This window comes from Legionella cherrii (genome assembly GCF_900635815.1).
Classification (GTDB): domain Bacteria; phylum Pseudomonadota; class Gammaproteobacteria; order Legionellales; family Legionellaceae; genus Legionella; species Legionella cherrii.
In genome coordinates this window covers 966,193-983,074 of record NZ_LR134173.1, presented here as the reverse complement: position 1 = coordinate 983,074, position 16,882 = coordinate 966,193, and the positions used below count along the sequence as shown (strand labels likewise).

The window sequence follows — 16,882 nt, the reverse complement described above, 5'->3', positions numbered from 1 at the left end:
CCCCTCTCCCATAAGTGGGAGAGAGGATTTTTTTAATTTATCTCTTATTGATATACTGAACCCATGAGAAAAAATATCATCCTATTCATTGTTTCTTTTGCCATGTTTATGGAAGCAGTGGATACGACCATCATTAATACCGCAATTCCCGTGATGGCAGAGAGTTTAAATGTCAATCCTGTGGATCTAAAATTAGCGCTGATTAGCTATCTGTTGAGTTTGGCCATTTTTATTCCCATTAGTGGCTGGATCGCTGACAAATTTGGTATAAAAATCGTTTTTATGACGGCTATCTCTGTATTTACTTTGAGCTCCATTTGGTGCGGATTTACCAATAATTTATGGGAATTAATTACCGCACGTATCGTTCAAGGTTTAGGTGGCTCATTAACTATGCCCATTGGCCGTCTCATTATTTTACGAACCTGTGAGCGACATGAGTTAATCGCCAAAATGAGTATCGTCGTCATGGTTGCCTCCTTAGGCATGATGCTTGGGCCATTATTGGGAGGAATTATTACCTATCGCTTTTCCTGGCGGTGGATTTTTTGGGTCAATATCCCTGTTGGAATAATTGCTGTAGGTTTATCAAGCAAATTATTACCTTACATGCCCCCTCGCCCGGTTCCTCCACTGGATAAATTGGGCTTTATTCTTTTTGGCAGTGGCCTGGCTACCTTAACCTTCGGTTTATCGATGGTTAGCGAATCGACTGCAAGGGTAACCGAGACCATTACAGTACTCTTTATTGCATTCCTTTTATTGGGGGGATATACCAAACACTCCTATAAAAGAAAGCATCCTATTGTTAAAGTAGAACTGTTCCATATCCGTACATTTTTTATTTCAGTTGCAGGAAATTTATTAGCTCGCCTCAGTTTTGGAGGTGTTCCTTTTTTATTGCCCCTACTCTTGCAAATTGCTTTAGGTTATACACCTCGTCTATCCGGTCTATTGCTTGCTCCAATTGCTGTGGGTGTTTTTTTGGTTAAACCTTTATCATTCCATATACTTCGCTGGCTTGGCTATAAAAATTTACTCATTATCAATACAGTCTTAGTGAGTATGTCTCTTTGGTCCTTTTTTTCCATTAACCAATCTACTTCAGTGTATGTTATTGCCTTTTTGACTTTTGTGTATGGATTTTTAATCGCGCTACAGTATACGGGGATGAACTCACTCGCATATGCCAACATCACAGAAAACAATATGAGTGCGGCGACCAGCATTATGAGTACCACCCAACAATTGGCTCAAAGTTTTGGTGTGGCAATTTCAGCAATCTTGCTTAGTTTTTTTACTTACAAATATTCCGTAAATCATGTTTTATCCACTCATATATTTCATGAGACGTTTCTCACGCTTGGCATTCTGACTTTTTTTTCAGGGATCATTTTTACTTTTTTAACAAAAGAAGATGGGCTTGAATTGATTGAAACTCCAGAAAAGAGAAGTTTATAAGATTTTTAAAGCCATCCTGCATGCTTTTCAATGAAAACGGCTAAAAGATTGTAAAGTATTAGAATTTTTAACCAAAATCCACTATGATGGTGGGGCATTATTTTCTGTTTTTGCGTTAAATGAAAAAAAAGTTAAAAAAATTTAATAAAAAAACAGCACAATTAATAAAATAATGCTACAATGTGCTGGTAACAATTTAGGAAATTAACATGTCAGAAAAAATTCGCGGTACAGTAAAGTGGTTTAATGAGTCCAAAGGTTTCGGTTTTTTAGAAAGTGGCGGTAAAGATTATTTTGTGCATTTCAGTGCAATTTTAGGCAGCGGGTTTAAAACTCTTGCTGAAGGTGCAACAGTAATGTTCAAGCCAAGCAACGGACAAAAAGGTCCTCAAGCTGAAGAAGTTGAAGTAGTCTAAATCATTTACTAAACCCCCTATTTGCTTAAAATATGACAATATTTTAGTGGATAGGGGGTTTTTCTTTTTAAAAATTCTCAATACACTAAGCTCTAAAACGAGATGCGTCTTAGCAAGTTGCTCTCAATGCCCAGTATTTTCATATACGCCCCCCGAATACTGGACTAATTACTAAAATAAGCAATAATACAAATACACACATAGCCCATAATGGAGCATATGAATATAAAATTCTCGGTGAACGGTTCCTTGATACAGGGCGACCATTTACCGTCGCCCCAAAATACTACAAGGAGAGGTATATGAGTAAAAAAATAGCGGTCATCGTTGGCAGCTTACGCAAAGAATCCTACAATAGAAAAATGGCAAAAGTGCTTATTTCTCTTGCACCCAAATCTCTAAGTTTACACATTGTTGAAATTGGTGATTTGCCATTATATAACCAGGACCTGGATGACGAAAATCGACCTCCCGCTGCCTGGGTTCAATTTCGTGAACAAATGAAAACCTATCAAGGCGTGTTATTTGTCACTCCAGAATACAATCGTTCAGTTCCAGGTGTACTTAAAAATGCAATCGACGTAGGCTCTCGACCTTATGGAAAGAGTATTTGGAGCAAGCTGCCAGGTGCCGTAATCAGTGTATCACCTGGGGCGATTGGAGGTTTTGGAGCGAACAACCACTTAAGACAATCATTTGTCTTCTTAGATATACCAACCCTTCAACAACCCGAGAGTTATATCGGAGGGGCAGGAGATTTATTTGACGCACAAGGGAACATTGCCAAAGAAGACACCCGAAAGTTCCTACAAAAATTTATTGACGCTTATGCGGATTGGGTTGAGCTCAATACTAAGAGCTAATCCCAACAAAATCAAGCTATAGTACGTCAGAAGTTCCCCTCTCCCCTAGGGAAGAAGGTGTCCGTTAGGGCGGATGAGGGTATTAGTTGCTTTGCAAATGAACCCTCACCCCAGCCGCCCTCCCATTCGTGGGAGAGGGGCTTCCTGCCCTAACCCTGCCAACGCTCCACTATTCCCACATCGATGTTAAAAAGATCAAGTATTCTACCCACGCTGTAATTAACTATGTCGTCAATAGTTTCTGGCTTAGTATAAAATGCAGGCATAGCGGGACAAATGATAGCACCTTGTTGGGTCAGTGATACCATGTTTTGCAAATGTCCTAAATGCAAAGGAGATTCACGCGGCATAATCGCTAGTTTTCTACGCTCTTTTAAAGTCACATCTGCTGCTCGACCGATCAGATTATCACTAGTTCCATGCGCAATTGCTGCCAAGGTCTTCATGGAACACGGGGCAATGATCATGCCCAATGTTTGAAAAGAACCGCTGGCAATACTCGCCCCCACATCATTCCAAGAATGATAGACATCAGCTAATGCCTTCAAATCAGTGAGCGATAAATTAGTTTCATATTTACGCGTCAGTTGGGCTGATTTACTGACTATCAAATGCGTTTCAATTGACGTCAGTTTGAGGAGTTCTAAAAGGCGTATTCCATAAATCATGCCTGATGCACCAGTAATTCCAATAATTAGTCGCTCTGTGCTCATAAGTTGTTCCTCGCAATTGAAGCAATTAGGTTTTCAGGCAAAAAAACAGTATAATTATTTCACAAAATACGGTCGTCACAAAGTAAATAAGTGGAAAATAAAGACATAAAAAGTTAAATTGCACGGATTACAACGAACAGCAAAAAAATAAGAGAGACAGATTATGCAAATTACAGCAATCTCAGACGATAGCATAGTAAGTTCATTCCCGATTGCGATCATCACCAGTGTGTTTAATCGTCAAGTCACGAAAGCGCTGCAAGAAGGAGCTATATCGCAGCTTCTGAAACGTGGCTTTAATGAACAAGACATCAGGTTATTTGAAGTTCCCGGAGCAGTAGAAATTCCTTTAGTTGCAAAACGCCTTGCCATGCAAAAGTCGGTACAAGCAATTATTACCTTAGGTGCAGTCATTCGTGGTGAGACCAGTCACTATGATCTGGTGTGTCATATGGTGAGCCAAGGATGTTTGCAAGTCTCATTAGAGTATAATATCCCTGTTCTTTTTGGCGTACTGACGACAGATAATGAAGAGCAAGCATGGGATAGGTTAGGTGGAAAAGCCGGACACAAAGGAGTCGATGTAGCCAATGCGGCCATATCCATGCACCAAACATTAGGTCAATTGTAAAACAGGCAAAATCCATGACGAATAACTATGAGCAGTTTGAACAACGCAAACAAGATCACATTAAATTAGCCTTAATGCCTGAAAACCAAACTGCAGAGCTGAGTACATTTGATAGCATCCATTTAGTCCATGATGCCCTACCGGATTTAAATTTTGATGAAGTGAGTATCAAAGGATCTCGATTTGGTCAGGTCGTGGAAAAACCTTTTCTTATTAGTTCCATGACCGCTGGTCATCGTCGTGCAAAGCACATCAATCATAATCTAATTGAAGCGTGTGCGTTGAATGGTTGGGCAATGGGTGTAGGCTCTCAAAGACGTGAACTGACTGATCCTAAGGCGGCTTTTGAGTGGCAGCATTTACGCCGTGATTTTCCCCAAGTCAGCTTGTACAGTAATTTAGGAATTGCCCAATTAATCACTTACTCCTTAAGCGATATTCAACGCTTAACCGATGCCTTGCAGGCTAATGCCTTAATTATCCACTGCAATCCCTTACAAGAATGCATGCAACCGGAAGGAACAACAGACTATAAAGGGTGCTGGGATGCTTTGGCCGATGCAGTTAAAAATCTTCCTTTGCCGGTTATCGTTAAAGAAACCGGTTGCGGGTTTTCACGTGAAACCATGAGGCGCTTAAATGAGATAGGTATTGCCGCAATTGATGTAGGTGGCCTAGGAGGAACCCATTGGGGACGGATTGAAGGGCATAGAGCAACGCATGATCCCATTCGACAACAAGCGGCCATTACTTTTCAGAATTGGGGAATTGATACCGCAACATCGGTAAGGCACGCGGCAGAGCTCAAACCCTCCTTTGAAATTTGGGGTTCAGGCGGAGTGCTGAACGGGTTAAATGCCGCCAAGCTGTTTGCGCTTGGTGCCACAACTGTCGGCTATGCAAGGCCTATGCTTGAAGCAGCTCTAGAATCAGCAGAGCAAGTCAGTTTATGCATGCAAACGATAGAATATGAATTGAAGGTAGCGATGTTTTGTACCGGGAGTCGCGTCTTAAGCGATTTGGCACAGAAACTGGGGTAATACGATTTGAAGCCGGATTCTCATGTTCTTTTTGGTTTATAATTCAACGGGCTCCAAGAATCTTTTACTGTTTAAATCTTGTAAGAAAGAGTGCAAAATCTTATGCTATTGTTCCTCAGAATAAAGAACTGGATGCGGAGAAGTCATTTTGCTTAAGCGTTTTTTCGATGTACTGTTAGCGAGTATCTTATTAGTCCTATTTATGCCCATACTGGTTATTGTTGCATTGTTAACCCGTTATCACTTGGGTTCACCGATTTTTTTTCGTCAAGACCGTCCAGGACTTCATGGTAAGACTTTCCAGTTAATAAAATTTAGAACAATGAAAGAATTATACAATAAACAAGGTGAGGTTTTGCCGGATAAAGATCGAATAACACGCTTCGGCCATTTTGTGAGGGCCTCCAGTTTAGATGAGTTGCCTCAATTATGGAATGTGCTTAAAGGAGAAATGAGCTTTGTAGGGCCAAGGCCTCTATTAATAGAATACCTTTCTCTTTATAATAACGAGCAAAAAAGACGCCATAATGTGAAACCAGGAATTACTGGATTAGCTCAAGTCAATGGCCGTAATGCCTTAACTTGGGATGATAAATTCAAATTGGATTTATGGTATGTAGATCATCAATCTTTTTATTTAGATATTAAAATCCTCTTATTAACCATAAAAAAAGTATTGATACGCGAAGGAATTACGAGCCAAGGAAGCGTAAGTAATGAAAAATTTACAGGAAATAATTCATGAAATCACTTGCCATTCTGGGTGCTGGTGGACATGCTAAAGTTGTAGCTGATGCAGCGCTTTGCTCTGGTTGGCAAAATATTTCATTTTTTGATGATAGATGGCCCCATATTGAAACAGTCGGACGGCTGAAAATTAGTGGAAATACGCAGTCTCTTTTGTCGCGTGCTTCAGAATTCAATGGGGTTATTATTGCCATTGGCGATAATGCCGTTCGCATGGAGAAAATGACCCTATTTTTTAATGAAAATATCCCCATCGCAACCATTATTCATCCCTCAGCAATAATTAGCTCCTCAGCCCAGATCGCAGAGGGATCTGTAATTTTTGCCAGAGCAGTATTAAATCCAGATTGCATCATTGGGGCAGGAACGATTATTAATACTGGCGCAATCATAGAGCATGATTGCAGTATTGGACTGTCAGTGCATATCTCTCCTGGTGTCAATTTAGCCGGAAATGTGCAGGTCGGAAATTTAAGCTGGATCGGCATTGGCGCTTGTGTTCGTCAAGGCATCAAGATTGGATCAGAAGTCCTAGTAGGGGCAGGTTCAGTTGTTGTGAATGACTTGCCAAATCATTGCACTGCGTTCGGTGTACCAGCAAAAATATATAAAGAAAATTCAAAGGATTAAACATGTTAAATACCCCATTTTCACCATGGCCAAACTACTCCAAAGAAGAAGCGGACTTAATCCATCAGGTTCTTCTCTCGAATAAAGTAAATTATTGGACTGGGAATGAATGCAGAGAATTTGAAAAAGAATTCGCAGCTTGGGTTGGCACAAAACATGCTGTTGCATTAGCTAATGGCACAATTGCACTTGATGTCGCATTGAAAGCGATTGGCATTAAAGCAGAAGACGAAGTGATTGTGACCTCGCGCACATTCATTGCTTCGGCGTCCTCCGTTGTGTTATGCGGGGGGATACCGGTATTTGCTGATGTTGATGAAGACAGCCAAAACATTACTGCAGAAACTATTCGGGCCGTAGTAACTCCTAAAACTAAAGCCATAATCTGCGTGCATCTTGCTGGTTGGCCTTGTGATATGGACCCAATTCTCGAATTAGCTAAAGAATTTAATCTCTATGTGATAGAAGATTGTGCCCAAGCTCATGGAGCCAAATATAAAGGTCGTTCTGTTGGTTCAATCGGTCACATCGGTGCCTGGTCATTCTGCCAAGATAAAATTATGACCACCGGTGGCGAAGGGGGCATGGTCACTACCAATGATGATACGCTTTGGTCCTCTATGTGGTCATACAAGGATCATGGAAAATCTTGGGATGCAGTGTATAACGAGGAACATGAATCCACCTTTCGCTGGCTACATCGAAATTTTGGTACTAATGGCAGGATGATTGAAATTCAAGCGGTGATTGGGCGTATGCAACTTAAACAAATGCCGGTTTGGCATCAACAAAGGCTTGGAAACTTAAAACAAATTTGTGAAGTGGCCTCGACTTTGAAAGGATTAAGAGTACCGCAAATTCCCGATGAAATTACTCATGCCGCTTACAAATGTTATGTATTTGTAGAGGAAAGTCAGCTGGCAACAGGCTGGAATCGTTGCCGCATTTTAAAAGAAATAAGTGATCGCGGGGTTCCTTGCTATCACGGTACCTGCTCTGAAGTGTATTTGGAAAAAGCATTTGATAATACGGGTTGGCGCCCTCATAATCGGCTACCTGTTGCATCCAGGCTTGGGGAAACCAGCCTGATGTTTTTAGTGCATCCAAGTTTATTGAAATCAGAAATTGATAAAACATGCCAGGTTCTTGAGGAAGTCATGTTGCAAGCTAGTAGGGTTTAAGCACCACCCCTCTTCATCGTTTTTTTTAAAGGTATATGGCCAAGAGCTCTTGCTGTTTGTTGCTTTGGCACTTGAAGGCTAAATTGATTTGTGCCATCATCAAGCCAAAGAATTATTTCGCCAAATGGGATAATATGAGCACTATTCAAATCAAACATGCATGGATCGCGTCATTTTCTCAGAAATGTTCGTTCTAATTAAAAGTTGTTCTTCTTTCTAAAAACATTTGGGATTAATTCATAAACTGATAAGGTAATGGAATATTTTTTCTAAATACATTTCCATGAAAAATTGAAATCAGCTTAATCGATACAAGGGTTTATCATGCTCCTTTTTAAAAATAAAATAACTGTTATTTTAGGATTAATACTCTTAATGGGAGGGATGTATTTTTATCCTAATGATTGGATGGGATGGTTCCTTCTGGGTGGAAGCTTCTATTTTATAGACAGGATGAAACTCGATTCTCAAACAAAAGGCATATTATTATTCATATTATTCATTCATCAAATCATCGCCTTATATTATTTTATAAAATATCCGAGTTATGTTGAAGACATTGATTTTACAACCTTTCAGCTTACTGCAAAAACCATCGCCGAAGGAAATTATTTTTCTTTTGGCACCGATGCAGCATTTTTTTCAAATTTACTGGCATTATTTTATAAAATAAATAACTCCCAGTTGTTTGGACAAGAAATCTCTTTAGTCATGTTTATGGCTTCTTGTTTTGTTCTGATGAGAATTGTTAGATACTACCAACTAGGCACATATTTAATTCCGATTTTGCTTCTTTACGCCCTATCCCCTGCATCCCTTCTTTGGACAAATGTCATTTTGCGCGAGCCTTTCGAACTGACTTTCTTGCTGCTCGCAATCGAGTGTTTGCTCTGTTTTAAATCGGATGGCTTTGCAATTGCAACTCGATTATCATATCTAGGTGGGTCTTTTTTACTCATACTTTATATGTGTTTGCTCCATAAAGGTTTATTTTTTTGCCTTCCAGTGTTTTTCTTTCTCGCACTCATCCTTCCAGCAAAGGATAAAACTGGCGAGCAAAACGCTGCGAAGTTAATGCAACCCAAAAAATTAAAGCAATATATTTCCTTGATCTATCTCCCTTTTGTTTTACTTTTAGTAATGGTATTTGCAGGTATGAACAAAGGACTTATGGAACAAAAAAGTACGAATACCTCTAATATCATTTATAACAATAATTACATGACTGTTGCGGTGGCTAAGGATTTATCCCAAACTATTTCTTCCTTGGGTATTTACAAAACTGTAGCCAAATTTCGTTATGGGGATGTTGAGGTACTGAGCCCTGAGTATATGGCAAGTTTGTTTAACGCAAAAACTAATTATGATAAAGGTAATTTTGTACCCAAAAATTTATTTCAATTTGGCTATATGTCCCTACGCGAGTACCTGAACTATGCTTTTTTACCAGCTGTATTAGTGACGGGTAAATGGACCCTTTTGAATTTGATCTTGTCTTTAATTTATATTGCTCGACTTATATTCTTCTGCTCTGCAATCAAATTGAGTATGGTTTTCTATAAAAAATCGATCAAATCTCCGCTGATATTACTCTCATTGTATTTTATCGTTAGTTTCATCTTTTCACTGGGCACCATAGCGTATGGTACTGCAATGAGACACAATCTGATGACGGATTGGATTCTCCTCTTATTAGGTACTCCTCTCTTATATGATTTCGCTGCTCAGCTATTCAAGAAAATTGCATGGAGAACAAATGCATTGAAACTCCAAAGAGCGTAAATGATTAATATAAAAAAGCGAATAGCAAAAATAAATCGTCATAGCTTAGGGATTCTCTTATCCCTAAGCAGTGCTAGTCTTGGCATGTTACGAGATGTATTACTTGTTTTTATATTTGGATTTAGTACCTTAAATGATATATTACAGATTTATTTATCACTGTATTTTGTCATTTGTTTCTTCTCGGATCCCTTAAGGCTTACCTATTTAAATTTAATTGCAGTTCGACCTTTCAAACAATTAATCTGCTTATTACTTTCTGTAGTCTTTGTTTTTATTATGTTCTTTGTTGGATTCATGATGGTAATCAAACCCAATTTGAATCCTTATTATATGTTTTTAGCTGCTTTGGGCGGATTTCTAAATTTATTTGTTTCTTTACTGGTTTTTCACAAACAGCGTTTTGGTGCTTATTTGTCTTCGCTATTGGTTAGCGTGACCCCCAGTTTTCTGATGATTCCAGCAGTAATTACTCTTGCCTTTTTACCCACACATTTCTTTGTTTTGTGTTTTTTACTTACATTTGTTTTGATTCATACTATCCAACTGTTTTTACTCACCTTCATTCGCATTCAAAACTATGCTCCAGGAAAAATGCCACTATGCCTTGAAGACTTATGGTTTTTATTACGCCATTGTATTTCGGTACTTGGAGAACAATTATTTCAAATTGTAGGACGACTTATTTTTCTCCAACTCGGTCAGGGATTTTTAACGCTAACTTCTTTATTTATGAAGTGCCTTATCACATTTCGTTTTGTATTTGTAGATTCATATATTGGGATGAAAATTAGTTCTTGGAGTCCGGGGAGCGCCAAAGATCGCTTTCTGGAATTGATTGACAACAAACACTTAAATTTTATTCTTATTTTAGCTTTGCTTTCGATTTGTTCTATTGATACTTTAAACTTTTATTTTGTGGGACTGCAGTTTTTGTTAATTAGCATCGTCTCTTGTTATTTTTCCTCTTTACACCGCATTGTGTATTTTAAGATCAATCGCTCTATTCATAATGCAAGACTAGTTACCTTCACTGGATTGGTCGATCTGTTTAGCGCCTTATTTGTACTCCTCTGTTTGAAGCTGCATGTTCAAAATCATAGCATGCTTTTTGTTTATTTTTGGTACATACTGCGTGTGTTTATCGAAATTTCTATTTTGCGATTGTACTTTAATAAATTTCAAATGAATCTGGGCAAAGAACGCTCGGCAGCCCCTTAACTCACCCCTTTCGTCGATATACTACAGAATAAACAGAGCACAAAATGGAAATCTATGAGGGTTATAATTTTGATTCAGTAAATAATTTGTGGTACTCATCAACCAGTAAATTATCGCAATGGCGGCTATCGAACTCCTTAATCGCTCTGCTCTTAGCATTCTCACCGAGTTTTTTTCTTAAGGGAGCATCATCAATCAGTCGATCAACGGCTGTTGCTAATTGAGGCACATTCTTAGGTTCTACCAATAAACCGGTAACCTCATCTATTATCGCATCCGTCAATCCATAAATGGAGGTTGCTACAGTTGGAACACCCATTGCAGCAGCCTCTATAACGACTGTTCCAAAACCCTCTCGATAGCTTGGAAGGCATAAAATTTCAGAAATAGCCATGAGATTTTCTGGTTTGGAATAGAATCCGGTAAAAATAACTTTATCTGGACAATGCTTTTGTACATGACGACGCGCTTCTTCTTCAATATTTTGTTCAAAGCACCCGGCAATAATTAAGGTAATTTTAGTTTTTGTGGTTAGACGGCCAACTGCCTCTATCAGCTCAAAAAAACCCTTATCCCGATTGATCCTTCCAACAAAAAGGAGTACAAAGCTTGTCTTATCAATATTCAGTGAGTCACGAATTTGCTGCTTTGCCACTTCTGAAAAATTTTCCAGCGAAAAACGATTAATGTCTACACCTGCCACAGAGCCACTCCCTAAGACTGAGAGTTTGTAAGGACGAACTACGTTCTGTTGAATTAAAAATTCACGTTGGCTCGCACTGTCTGCATAACAATGAGTATTCAATCGATTAATCAATTTATCGCAAAATTTGACTATTGCCTTTTTGGGCCCTTTTAAGCTAACCCAGGTTTGGCCGGTATAAGTATGAAGTCTAATGGGAATGCCTGCGAATTTGGCAGCTAATGCACAGAGGAATCCGGCTTTAGGGGTCGTAGAATGAATGATATCAAAACGCTCAGTAAAAAATAATTTTGTTAAGCGGATTAAAGCGATGGTATCTTTAATCAAGCTAATTTCTCTCGGGATATCTATGGTTTTGAACTTACAGTCTTGGATTGAATCCATCGCTTCAGATAACCCATCTTTGCTGGAAATAACAGTAACTTCTGCACCCGCATCACTGATTGATGCGAGTTGTGAGCGCAAATGAGTTGTCATAAAAAGAAGCACTGTTGACACACGTGCCACACGAATATGTTGCAATTTCTTAGTCATTAATTATCCAAGAATGAAAGAAAAAATCAATCAATGCTACTTCAAAAACAACGAGCTTGTGTATGATATAAAAAACCAAAGCTTATTCCAAGTTATAATACCCATTTAGGGGCGTATTGATGGCCGGATGTGTTAGTTTATCTATATTTGGAGCGGAATGGTTACCCATTGCAAAAAAATCGTACTCCTATCTCGTCAAGCATCTTTTTACTTATCACATCAGCATCATATTTTTTTTCGGATAAATCTCTCGATTGTTCTCCAAATTGCTGAATTAAAGATGGATTTTCAATGAATTTGAACATAGCTTCAGCCAAAATATCTACGCTCTTTACCGGAACTTTAAATCCATTCACATTTTCTTCTACAGTTTCACAACAACCAGGAGCATCCGTTGTTATAATAGCACGTCCCATAGCCATGGCTTCTAAAATAGTTCTAGGCATTCCCTCTCTGTACGAGGGGAGGACATAAACATTGCAGCATGTAATTGCGTCGCGTACATCTTCGAGAAACCCCAAATAGTTTACTACTCCTTCGTCAATCCAAGCATTCAGCTCTTTTTTCGAAATAGCATCCGGTCCTTCATCAATCCAGCCTGCCATCGTAAATGTTGCATCCGGATATTTTTTCTTGACTAATCGAGCTGCGTCAACGTACTCTCGAATTCCTTTACTTACTAATAGACGTGCAATTAATAAAAAATGAAAACCAGTTGGCAAAGGTGCTTTAGTATACCTCTCAAGCTCTACACCGGAACCGTTCACTACGGTCGTTTTCACAGTAGGACATAACAATTTTTTTTCAATCAATAACTCTCGATCGTCTTTATTTTGGAATATGACTAAACGCGAAGACCTGAGCGCGGCCTGATACAATGACATGACAGGACGATAAAACCAATGCGTTTTATCGCCTATAAAAAGATAACCTAAACCTGTAATCAGATTGGTTATATTAGGGACCTTTAAAAGTCTGGAAGCTAATGTTCCATATATAACCGGTTTTATCGTATAGCTTAAAACATAATCCGGTTTAATTTTACGAATCACTTTAATTAAAGAAATAAAGTATCTTAAGTCCACAAAAGGATTTTTTCCTGTGCGTTGCAACGATACATCATGAAGGTTCACCCCCATCGACAATAAGGTGTCTCGTGTTTTGGATGGGACTTTAATGTTCGGAGAACAAACATGAACCTCAACTCCATCAAGATTCAATTGCTGAATTAAGGCTCCACGAAAGTTAATAATTGAATCAGTAAAACTGGAGATTAACAGGAATTTTGGAGGATGACTTTTGTTGGAAAATTTTGGCATTATAAGTCACTCCCTACTAAGATATCTTCCAGATTCATAGCAATTTTATGAGTATTATTCTTCATAAAATACCAATACACTCTCCATTAATAAGTTCGGTATGATCGTGAAAAAAAATTATATTAAAAATTAAATTACCACAACCGCTTATAAAAGCTTCAATTTTAGCATTGTACTCGTTACTGTAGCAACAACGTTTAGAGAGTACTTTACCTTCTTTGCAAAATACTCCGCGTTCTGTTCACCAACAGTTTTATTATGCTTTTTATTGTGCTTCCCACCATGCCTGAAACATCAAAATATTCCATAATAAAGCAGAAAAATTTCCCTTACCACTTAAATGCTGCTTCCACATGTCGCGTATAGGTTGCGAATTGAAAATACCTTCTTGATGTAAGCGCTGTTCATCAAGCAAAGTCTCTGCCCAATTTTGCAAAGGTCCTCGCAACCAATCCGACAAGGGGATACCAAAACCCATTTTTGGCCGTTCTATTAACTCTCTTGGCACATAACGATATAATATTTGGCGAAGCGGCCATTTAGTTTGCCCGTCTTTTAACTTCATAGATAAAGGTAAACTCCAGGCAAACTCAATCAATCGATGATCAAGAAATGGTACTCTGGTTTCAAGAGAAACCCCCATAGCCGCTCTATCTACTTTCACTAAAATATCATCAGGTAGATAGGAAATAAAATCCATTGCCATCATCTTGCTGATCTCACCTAAACCGGTGAAATGCACCAGATTTTCATCCATAAACGTATTTGGTTCAGCTCCTTCAGCAGTGAGCAGGGAGTATGGCGTTTCATGATGCGAAATAAGCGTGCGATAGGCCTCTTGAGCATTGACACTACTTAGCACATACGCCCCCTTATGAAGCTTTAATCCCGTCTGAGGATAACGCCCCAATAAAGGAAGGACCGAAGCAAACCTATCCCACGTCATTGGGGAAAAGTTTTTAATTAATTTGGCAGCCGCTTTTCTTACAGTCAGGGGTATTTTATTAATTTTTCCCCAAAATTGAGCGGTCATCTTATAACGATTATACCCACAAAACAGTTCATCGCCGGCATCACCAGTCAATGCAACCGTCACTTCTTGCTTTGCTAATTCCGAAACCAGAAAAGTGGGGATTTGTGATGAATCAGAAAAAGGCTCATCATATAAAAAAGGGAGTCTGGGAATTACCGCCAGGGCATCCTCAGTGGAAACATACAATTCCGTATGTTGCGTTCCCAAATGCTCCGCAACTGATTTAGCGTAAGCAGCCTCATTGTATTGCTTTTCATGAAAACCGATCGAAAAAGTTCGTACGGGACGTGTCGATTGCGCTTGCATCAAGGCAACTATTGTAGAAGAATCAATTCCTCCAGAAAGAAAAGCGCCAAGAGGCACATCGGCAATCATTTGTTGGGCAATGGCATCGTTTGTAAGCCGTTCCAATTCATCCACTGCTTCACGTTCGTCCCCCTTGAAAGATTCTACATTGCTAATCCCCGCAAGAGTCCAATAACTTTTTATTATCGGTTGAGGATTTTCAAGTGACAGTTGCAGGAACGTTCCAGGAAGCAATTTACTCACATTTCTATAAATCGAGTGGGGTGCTGGAATATAATTGTGACGCAGAAAAAGAGCTAAGGCGCCCTCATCAAGTTCTTCTCTAAAATGGGGATGAATTTTCAAGGCCTTTAATTCTGAACCAAAGAGAAAGGTATTATCATTCCAACCATAATACAGTGGCTTCTCTCCTGCTCTATCTCTAGCTAAGGTTAATGTATGTGACAGCCTATCCCAAAGCGCGAAGGCAAACATCCCAATACTGCGTTTAAGGGTCTCTTCAATGCCCCAGGTTTCAAAACCTGCAAGTAATGTTTCCGTATCCGAATGGCCCCGCCAAGTCTCGATTTTTAGTTGTTCTCTCAGTTTTAAATGATTGTATATTTCTCCATTAAAGGCAATAACATACCGACCGCTTGCCGAGCTCATAGGTTGGTGACCCGCCGGGGATAAATCGACTACAGAAAGACGAGTATGAGCGAATCCAATTCCTGCTCCTGCATCATACCAAGTACCACGATCATTAGGGCCTCGATGTGCAATTGAATCACACATGGATGCTAATAGCCTTTCGGATATACTAGACCAATCAGCTCGGGATAAAACACCAGCAAATCCACACATTTAGTGAGATAACTCCTTATAAAGCGAATCAAAGCGATCACAGGCTCTTTCGCAGACAATTGTTCGTGAACATCCACGTTCATACATTTCAGGTTTAGCGTTTTTGATCAATTTAACCATCAATAAACAATTCATGTGATTACAATCGTAAATCACTGGCCTCAGCTGAAAACACATGCTTTAAATCATATAAAACATGTTGTCCTTTGCCAAAAGAGCGAATCCTCTCGATACCCATATCCTTAAATTGTTGATGGGCAACTGCGAGAATAATGCCGTCATATTCGCCTCCATTGGGATGTGCAATTAATGAAAGTCCATATTCATGTTCAACATCTGCTTCAGCAGCCCAGGGATCATAAACATCCACAGATACATTATATTCTTTTAATCCAGTTACGACATCAATAACCCGAGTATTGCGTATATCTGGACAATTTTCCTTAAAAGTTAATCCCATAACTAATACTCTTGCGCCTTCAACATGGATACGTTGTTTAATCATTGATTTCACTAGCTGAGATACCACATAAGATCCCATTGCATCATTAAGACGACGCCCTGCGAGAATAATTTCTGGATGATAACCAATCGCTTGTGCTTTATGCGTCAAATAATAAGGGTCGACACCAATACAATGTCCACCAACCAAACCAGGACGAAACGGTAAAAAATTCCATTTGGTTTCAGCAGCTTTCAGCACCGCTTCTGTATCTATATCCAACTTATTGAAAATGATCGCTAATTCATTGATTAATGCGATATTCAAATCACGTTGTGTATTTTCAATTACCTTTGCCGCTTCCGCGACTCTAATACTCTCGACCTTATGAGTGCCTGCAACAATAATTTCTTGATACAAAGCATCGACAATATCTGCGACTTCAGGGGTTGATCCTGAAGTGATCTTCGTAATCGTTGTGACTCGATGCAGCTTATCACCTGGATTAACACGCTCAGGGCTGTAACCTGCATAGAAATCAACATTAAATTTCATTCCAGAAGTACGTTCAAGTACGGGCACGCATACTTCCTCGATAGCTCCAGGATAAACAGTAGACTCATAGATTACGATATTACCGGGCTCCAACATACGCCCTATCATTTCACTGGCCTTAATCAGAGGCTGAAAATCGGGTTGTTTGTACTGATCAATCGGCGTTGGTACGGTAATGATGTAGATGTCACAAAAAGCAATTTCTTCAGGGATTGATGTTAAATACAAATGTTTTGCTTCCCGCAACTCTGCATCACTGATTTCTAGAGTCGAATCATGGCCGCTTTTAAGTTCTTTAACGCGATTTTCGTTAATATCAAAACCCATTACCGAACGTACTTTGCCAAATTCAACTGCTAAGGGCAAACCAACATAACCCAAACCAACTACTGCAAGCTTCTTTTCTTCAACAACGCTCATCCTTTTAGTCCCAATTTTATTTTTAAATTATTGTAATCTCAT

Annotated in this window: 16 protein-coding genes; 10 read left to right on the top strand and 6 right to left on the bottom strand. The window is 39.1% G+C overall.

Going from position 1 to position 16,882, the window contains the following annotated elements; all coding sequences use genetic code 11:
• Positions 1 to 63 precede the first annotated feature (63 nt).
• The 3 genes from EL022_RS04195 to EL022_RS04185 all read left to right on the top strand — a co-directional run bounded on the left by EL022_RS04195 (position 64) and on the right by EL022_RS04185 (position 2,740).
• On the top strand, positions 64 to 1,461 hold the full coding sequence (locus tag EL022_RS04195; protein WP_028382508.1) for a DHA2 family efflux MFS transporter permease subunit: 1,398 nt from the start codon (positions 64 to 66) through the stop codon (positions 1,459 to 1,461).
• A 209-nt stretch (positions 1,462 to 1,670) separates the two neighbouring features.
• Positions 1,671 to 1,877: a cold-shock protein gene (locus EL022_RS04190; RefSeq protein WP_028382507.1), complete on the top strand. Its 207-nt coding sequence runs from the start codon at positions 1,671 to 1,673 to the stop codon at positions 1,875 to 1,877.
• A 302-nt stretch (positions 1,878 to 2,179) separates the two neighbouring features.
• Positions 2,180 to 2,740 carry an NADPH-dependent FMN reductase gene (locus tag EL022_RS04185; RefSeq protein WP_028382506.1) on the top strand — a complete coding sequence of 187 codons (561 nt, stop codon included), beginning with the start codon at positions 2,180 to 2,182 and terminating at the stop codon, positions 2,738 to 2,740.
• A gap of 149 nt (positions 2,741 to 2,889) precedes the next feature.
• On the opposite strand, the gene EL022_RS04180 is transcribed toward EL022_RS04185, so the two are convergent.
• Positions 2,890 to 3,453 (bottom strand): UbiX family flavin prenyltransferase, encoded by a 564-nt coding sequence (locus tag EL022_RS04180; protein WP_028382505.1) that lies wholly within the window; start codon positions 3,451 to 3,453, stop codon positions 2,890 to 2,892.
• A gap of 163 nt (positions 3,454 to 3,616) precedes the next feature.
• Between EL022_RS04180 and ribH the strand changes: the two genes are divergently transcribed.
• The 5 genes from ribH to EL022_RS04155 all read left to right on the top strand — a co-directional run bounded on the left by ribH (position 3,617) and on the right by EL022_RS04155 (position 7,682).
• Positions 3,617 to 4,084, top strand: a complete 468-nt coding sequence (gene ribH / locus EL022_RS04175; RefSeq protein ID WP_035901351.1) for a 6,7-dimethyl-8-ribityllumazine synthase — start codon at positions 3,617 to 3,619, stop codon at positions 4,082 to 4,084.
• 14 nt (positions 4,085 to 4,098) lie between these two features.
• Positions 4,099 to 5,124, top strand: a complete 1,026-nt coding sequence (fni, locus tag EL022_RS04170; protein ID WP_028382503.1) for a type 2 isopentenyl-diphosphate Delta-isomerase — start codon at positions 4,099 to 4,101, stop codon at positions 5,122 to 5,124.
• A gap of 148 nt (positions 5,125 to 5,272) precedes the next feature.
• On the top strand, positions 5,273 to 5,869 hold the full coding sequence (locus EL022_RS04165) for a sugar transferase (protein WP_028382502.1): 597 nt from the start codon (positions 5,273 to 5,275) through the stop codon (positions 5,867 to 5,869).
• Positions 5,866 to 6,501 (top strand): acetyltransferase, encoded by a 636-nt coding sequence (locus EL022_RS04160; RefSeq protein WP_028382501.1) that lies wholly within the window; start codon positions 5,866 to 5,868, stop codon positions 6,499 to 6,501. The genes EL022_RS04165 and EL022_RS04160 overlap by 4 nt, the downstream gene beginning before the upstream one ends.
• A gap of 2 nt (positions 6,502 to 6,503) precedes the next feature.
• Positions 6,504 to 7,682: a DegT/DnrJ/EryC1/StrS family aminotransferase gene (locus EL022_RS04155; RefSeq protein WP_028382500.1), complete on the top strand. Its 1,179-nt coding sequence runs from the start codon at positions 6,504 to 6,506 to the stop codon at positions 7,680 to 7,682.
• Here the strand turns inward: EL022_RS04155 and EL022_RS16035 are convergent.
• Positions 7,679 to 7,840: a hypothetical protein gene (locus EL022_RS16035; protein ID WP_155832676.1), complete on the bottom strand. Its 162-nt coding sequence runs from the start codon at positions 7,838 to 7,840 to the stop codon at positions 7,679 to 7,681. The two genes, EL022_RS04155 and EL022_RS16035, sit on opposite strands and share 4 nt — an antisense overlap.
• A 166-nt stretch (positions 7,841 to 8,006) precedes the next feature.
• On the opposite strand from EL022_RS16035, the gene EL022_RS04150 reads away from it, so the two are divergent.
• Both EL022_RS04150 and EL022_RS04145 read left to right on the top strand, forming a co-directional pair.
• Entirely contained in the window at positions 8,007 to 9,464 is a 1,458-nt protein-coding gene (locus tag EL022_RS04150; protein ID WP_028382499.1) for a hypothetical protein, read from the top strand.
• Positions 9,465 to 10,685 carry a hypothetical protein gene (locus EL022_RS04145; RefSeq protein ID WP_028382498.1) on the top strand — a complete coding sequence of 407 codons (1,221 nt, stop codon included), beginning with the start codon at positions 9,465 to 9,467 and terminating at the stop codon, positions 10,683 to 10,685.
• Between the two features lie 61 nt (positions 10,686 to 10,746).
• Here EL022_RS04145 and EL022_RS04140 read toward each other — a convergent pair whose 3' ends face one another.
• The 4 genes from EL022_RS04140 to tviB all read right to left on the bottom strand — a co-directional run bounded on the left by EL022_RS04140 (position 10,747) and on the right by tviB (position 16,840).
• Positions 10,747 to 11,922, bottom strand: coding sequence for a glycosyltransferase (locus tag EL022_RS04140; RefSeq protein WP_028382497.1), 1,176 nt, complete (start codon positions 11,920 to 11,922; stop codon positions 10,747 to 10,749).
• 161 nt (positions 11,923 to 12,083) lie between these two features.
• Positions 12,084 to 13,241 carry a glycosyltransferase family 4 protein gene (locus EL022_RS04135; RefSeq protein WP_028382496.1) on the bottom strand — a complete coding sequence of 386 codons (1,158 nt, stop codon included), beginning with the start codon at positions 13,239 to 13,241 and terminating at the stop codon, positions 12,084 to 12,086.
• A 265-nt stretch (positions 13,242 to 13,506) separates the two neighbouring features.
• A complete protein-coding gene (asnB, locus tag EL022_RS04130; RefSeq protein WP_028382495.1) occupies positions 13,507 to 15,423 on the bottom strand; it encodes an asparagine synthase (glutamine-hydrolyzing) in 1,917 nt (638 codons plus the stop codon).
• Positions 15,424 to 15,562: 139 nt separating this feature from the next.
• Positions 15,563 to 16,840, bottom strand: a complete 1,278-nt coding sequence (gene tviB, locus EL022_RS04125) for a Vi polysaccharide biosynthesis UDP-N-acetylglucosamine C-6 dehydrogenase TviB (RefSeq protein ID WP_028382494.1) — start codon at positions 16,838 to 16,840, stop codon at positions 15,563 to 15,565.
• Positions 16,841 to 16,882 lie beyond the last annotated feature (42 nt).

Excerpts from the sequence above, each read along its gene's own strand:
- EL022_RS04195 (WP_028382508.1), top strand. The coding sequence starts at position 64 with ATGAGAAAAAATATCATCCTATTCATTGTTTCTTTTGCCATGTTTATG.
- EL022_RS04190 (WP_028382507.1), top strand. The coding sequence starts at position 1,671 with ATGTCAGAAAAAATTCGCGGTACAGTAAAGTGGTTTAATGAGTCCAAA.
- EL022_RS04185 (WP_028382506.1), top strand. The coding sequence starts at position 2,180 with ATGAGTAAAAAAATAGCGGTCATCGTTGGCAGCTTACGCAAAGAATCC.
- EL022_RS04180 (WP_028382505.1), bottom strand. The coding sequence starts at position 3,453 with ATGAGCACAGAGCGACTAATTATTGGAATTACTGGTGCATCAGGCATG.
- ribH (WP_035901351.1), top strand. The coding sequence starts at position 3,617 with ATGCAAATTACAGCAATCTCAGACGATAGCATAGTAAGTTCATTCCCG.
- fni (WP_028382503.1), top strand. The coding sequence starts at position 4,099 with ATGACGAATAACTATGAGCAGTTTGAACAACGCAAACAAGATCACATT.
- EL022_RS04160 (WP_028382501.1), top strand. The coding sequence starts at position 5,866 with ATGAAATCACTTGCCATTCTGGGTGCTGGTGGACATGCTAAAGTTGTA.
- EL022_RS04155 (WP_028382500.1), top strand. The coding sequence starts at position 6,504 with ATGTTAAATACCCCATTTTCACCATGGCCAAACTACTCCAAAGAAGAA.
- EL022_RS16035 (WP_155832676.1), bottom strand. The coding sequence starts at position 7,840 with ATGTTTGATTTGAATAGTGCTCATATTATCCCATTTGGCGAAATAATT.
- EL022_RS04150 (WP_028382499.1), top strand. The coding sequence starts at position 8,007 with ATGCTCCTTTTTAAAAATAAAATAACTGTTATTTTAGGATTAATACTC.
- EL022_RS04145 (WP_028382498.1), top strand. The coding sequence starts at position 9,465 with ATGATTAATATAAAAAAGCGAATAGCAAAAATAAATCGTCATAGCTTA.
- EL022_RS04140 (WP_028382497.1), bottom strand. The coding sequence starts at position 11,922 with ATGACTAAGAAATTGCAACATATTCGTGTGGCACGTGTGTCAACAGTG.
- EL022_RS04135 (WP_028382496.1), bottom strand. The coding sequence starts at position 13,241 with ATGCCAAAATTTTCCAACAAAAGTCATCCTCCAAAATTCCTGTTAATC.
- asnB (WP_028382495.1), bottom strand. The coding sequence starts at position 15,423 with ATGTGTGGATTTGCTGGTGTTTTATCCCGAGCTGATTGGTCTAGTATA.
- tviB (WP_028382494.1), bottom strand. The coding sequence starts at position 16,840 with ATGAGCGTTGTTGAAGAAAAGAAGCTTGCAGTAGTTGGTTTGGGTTAT.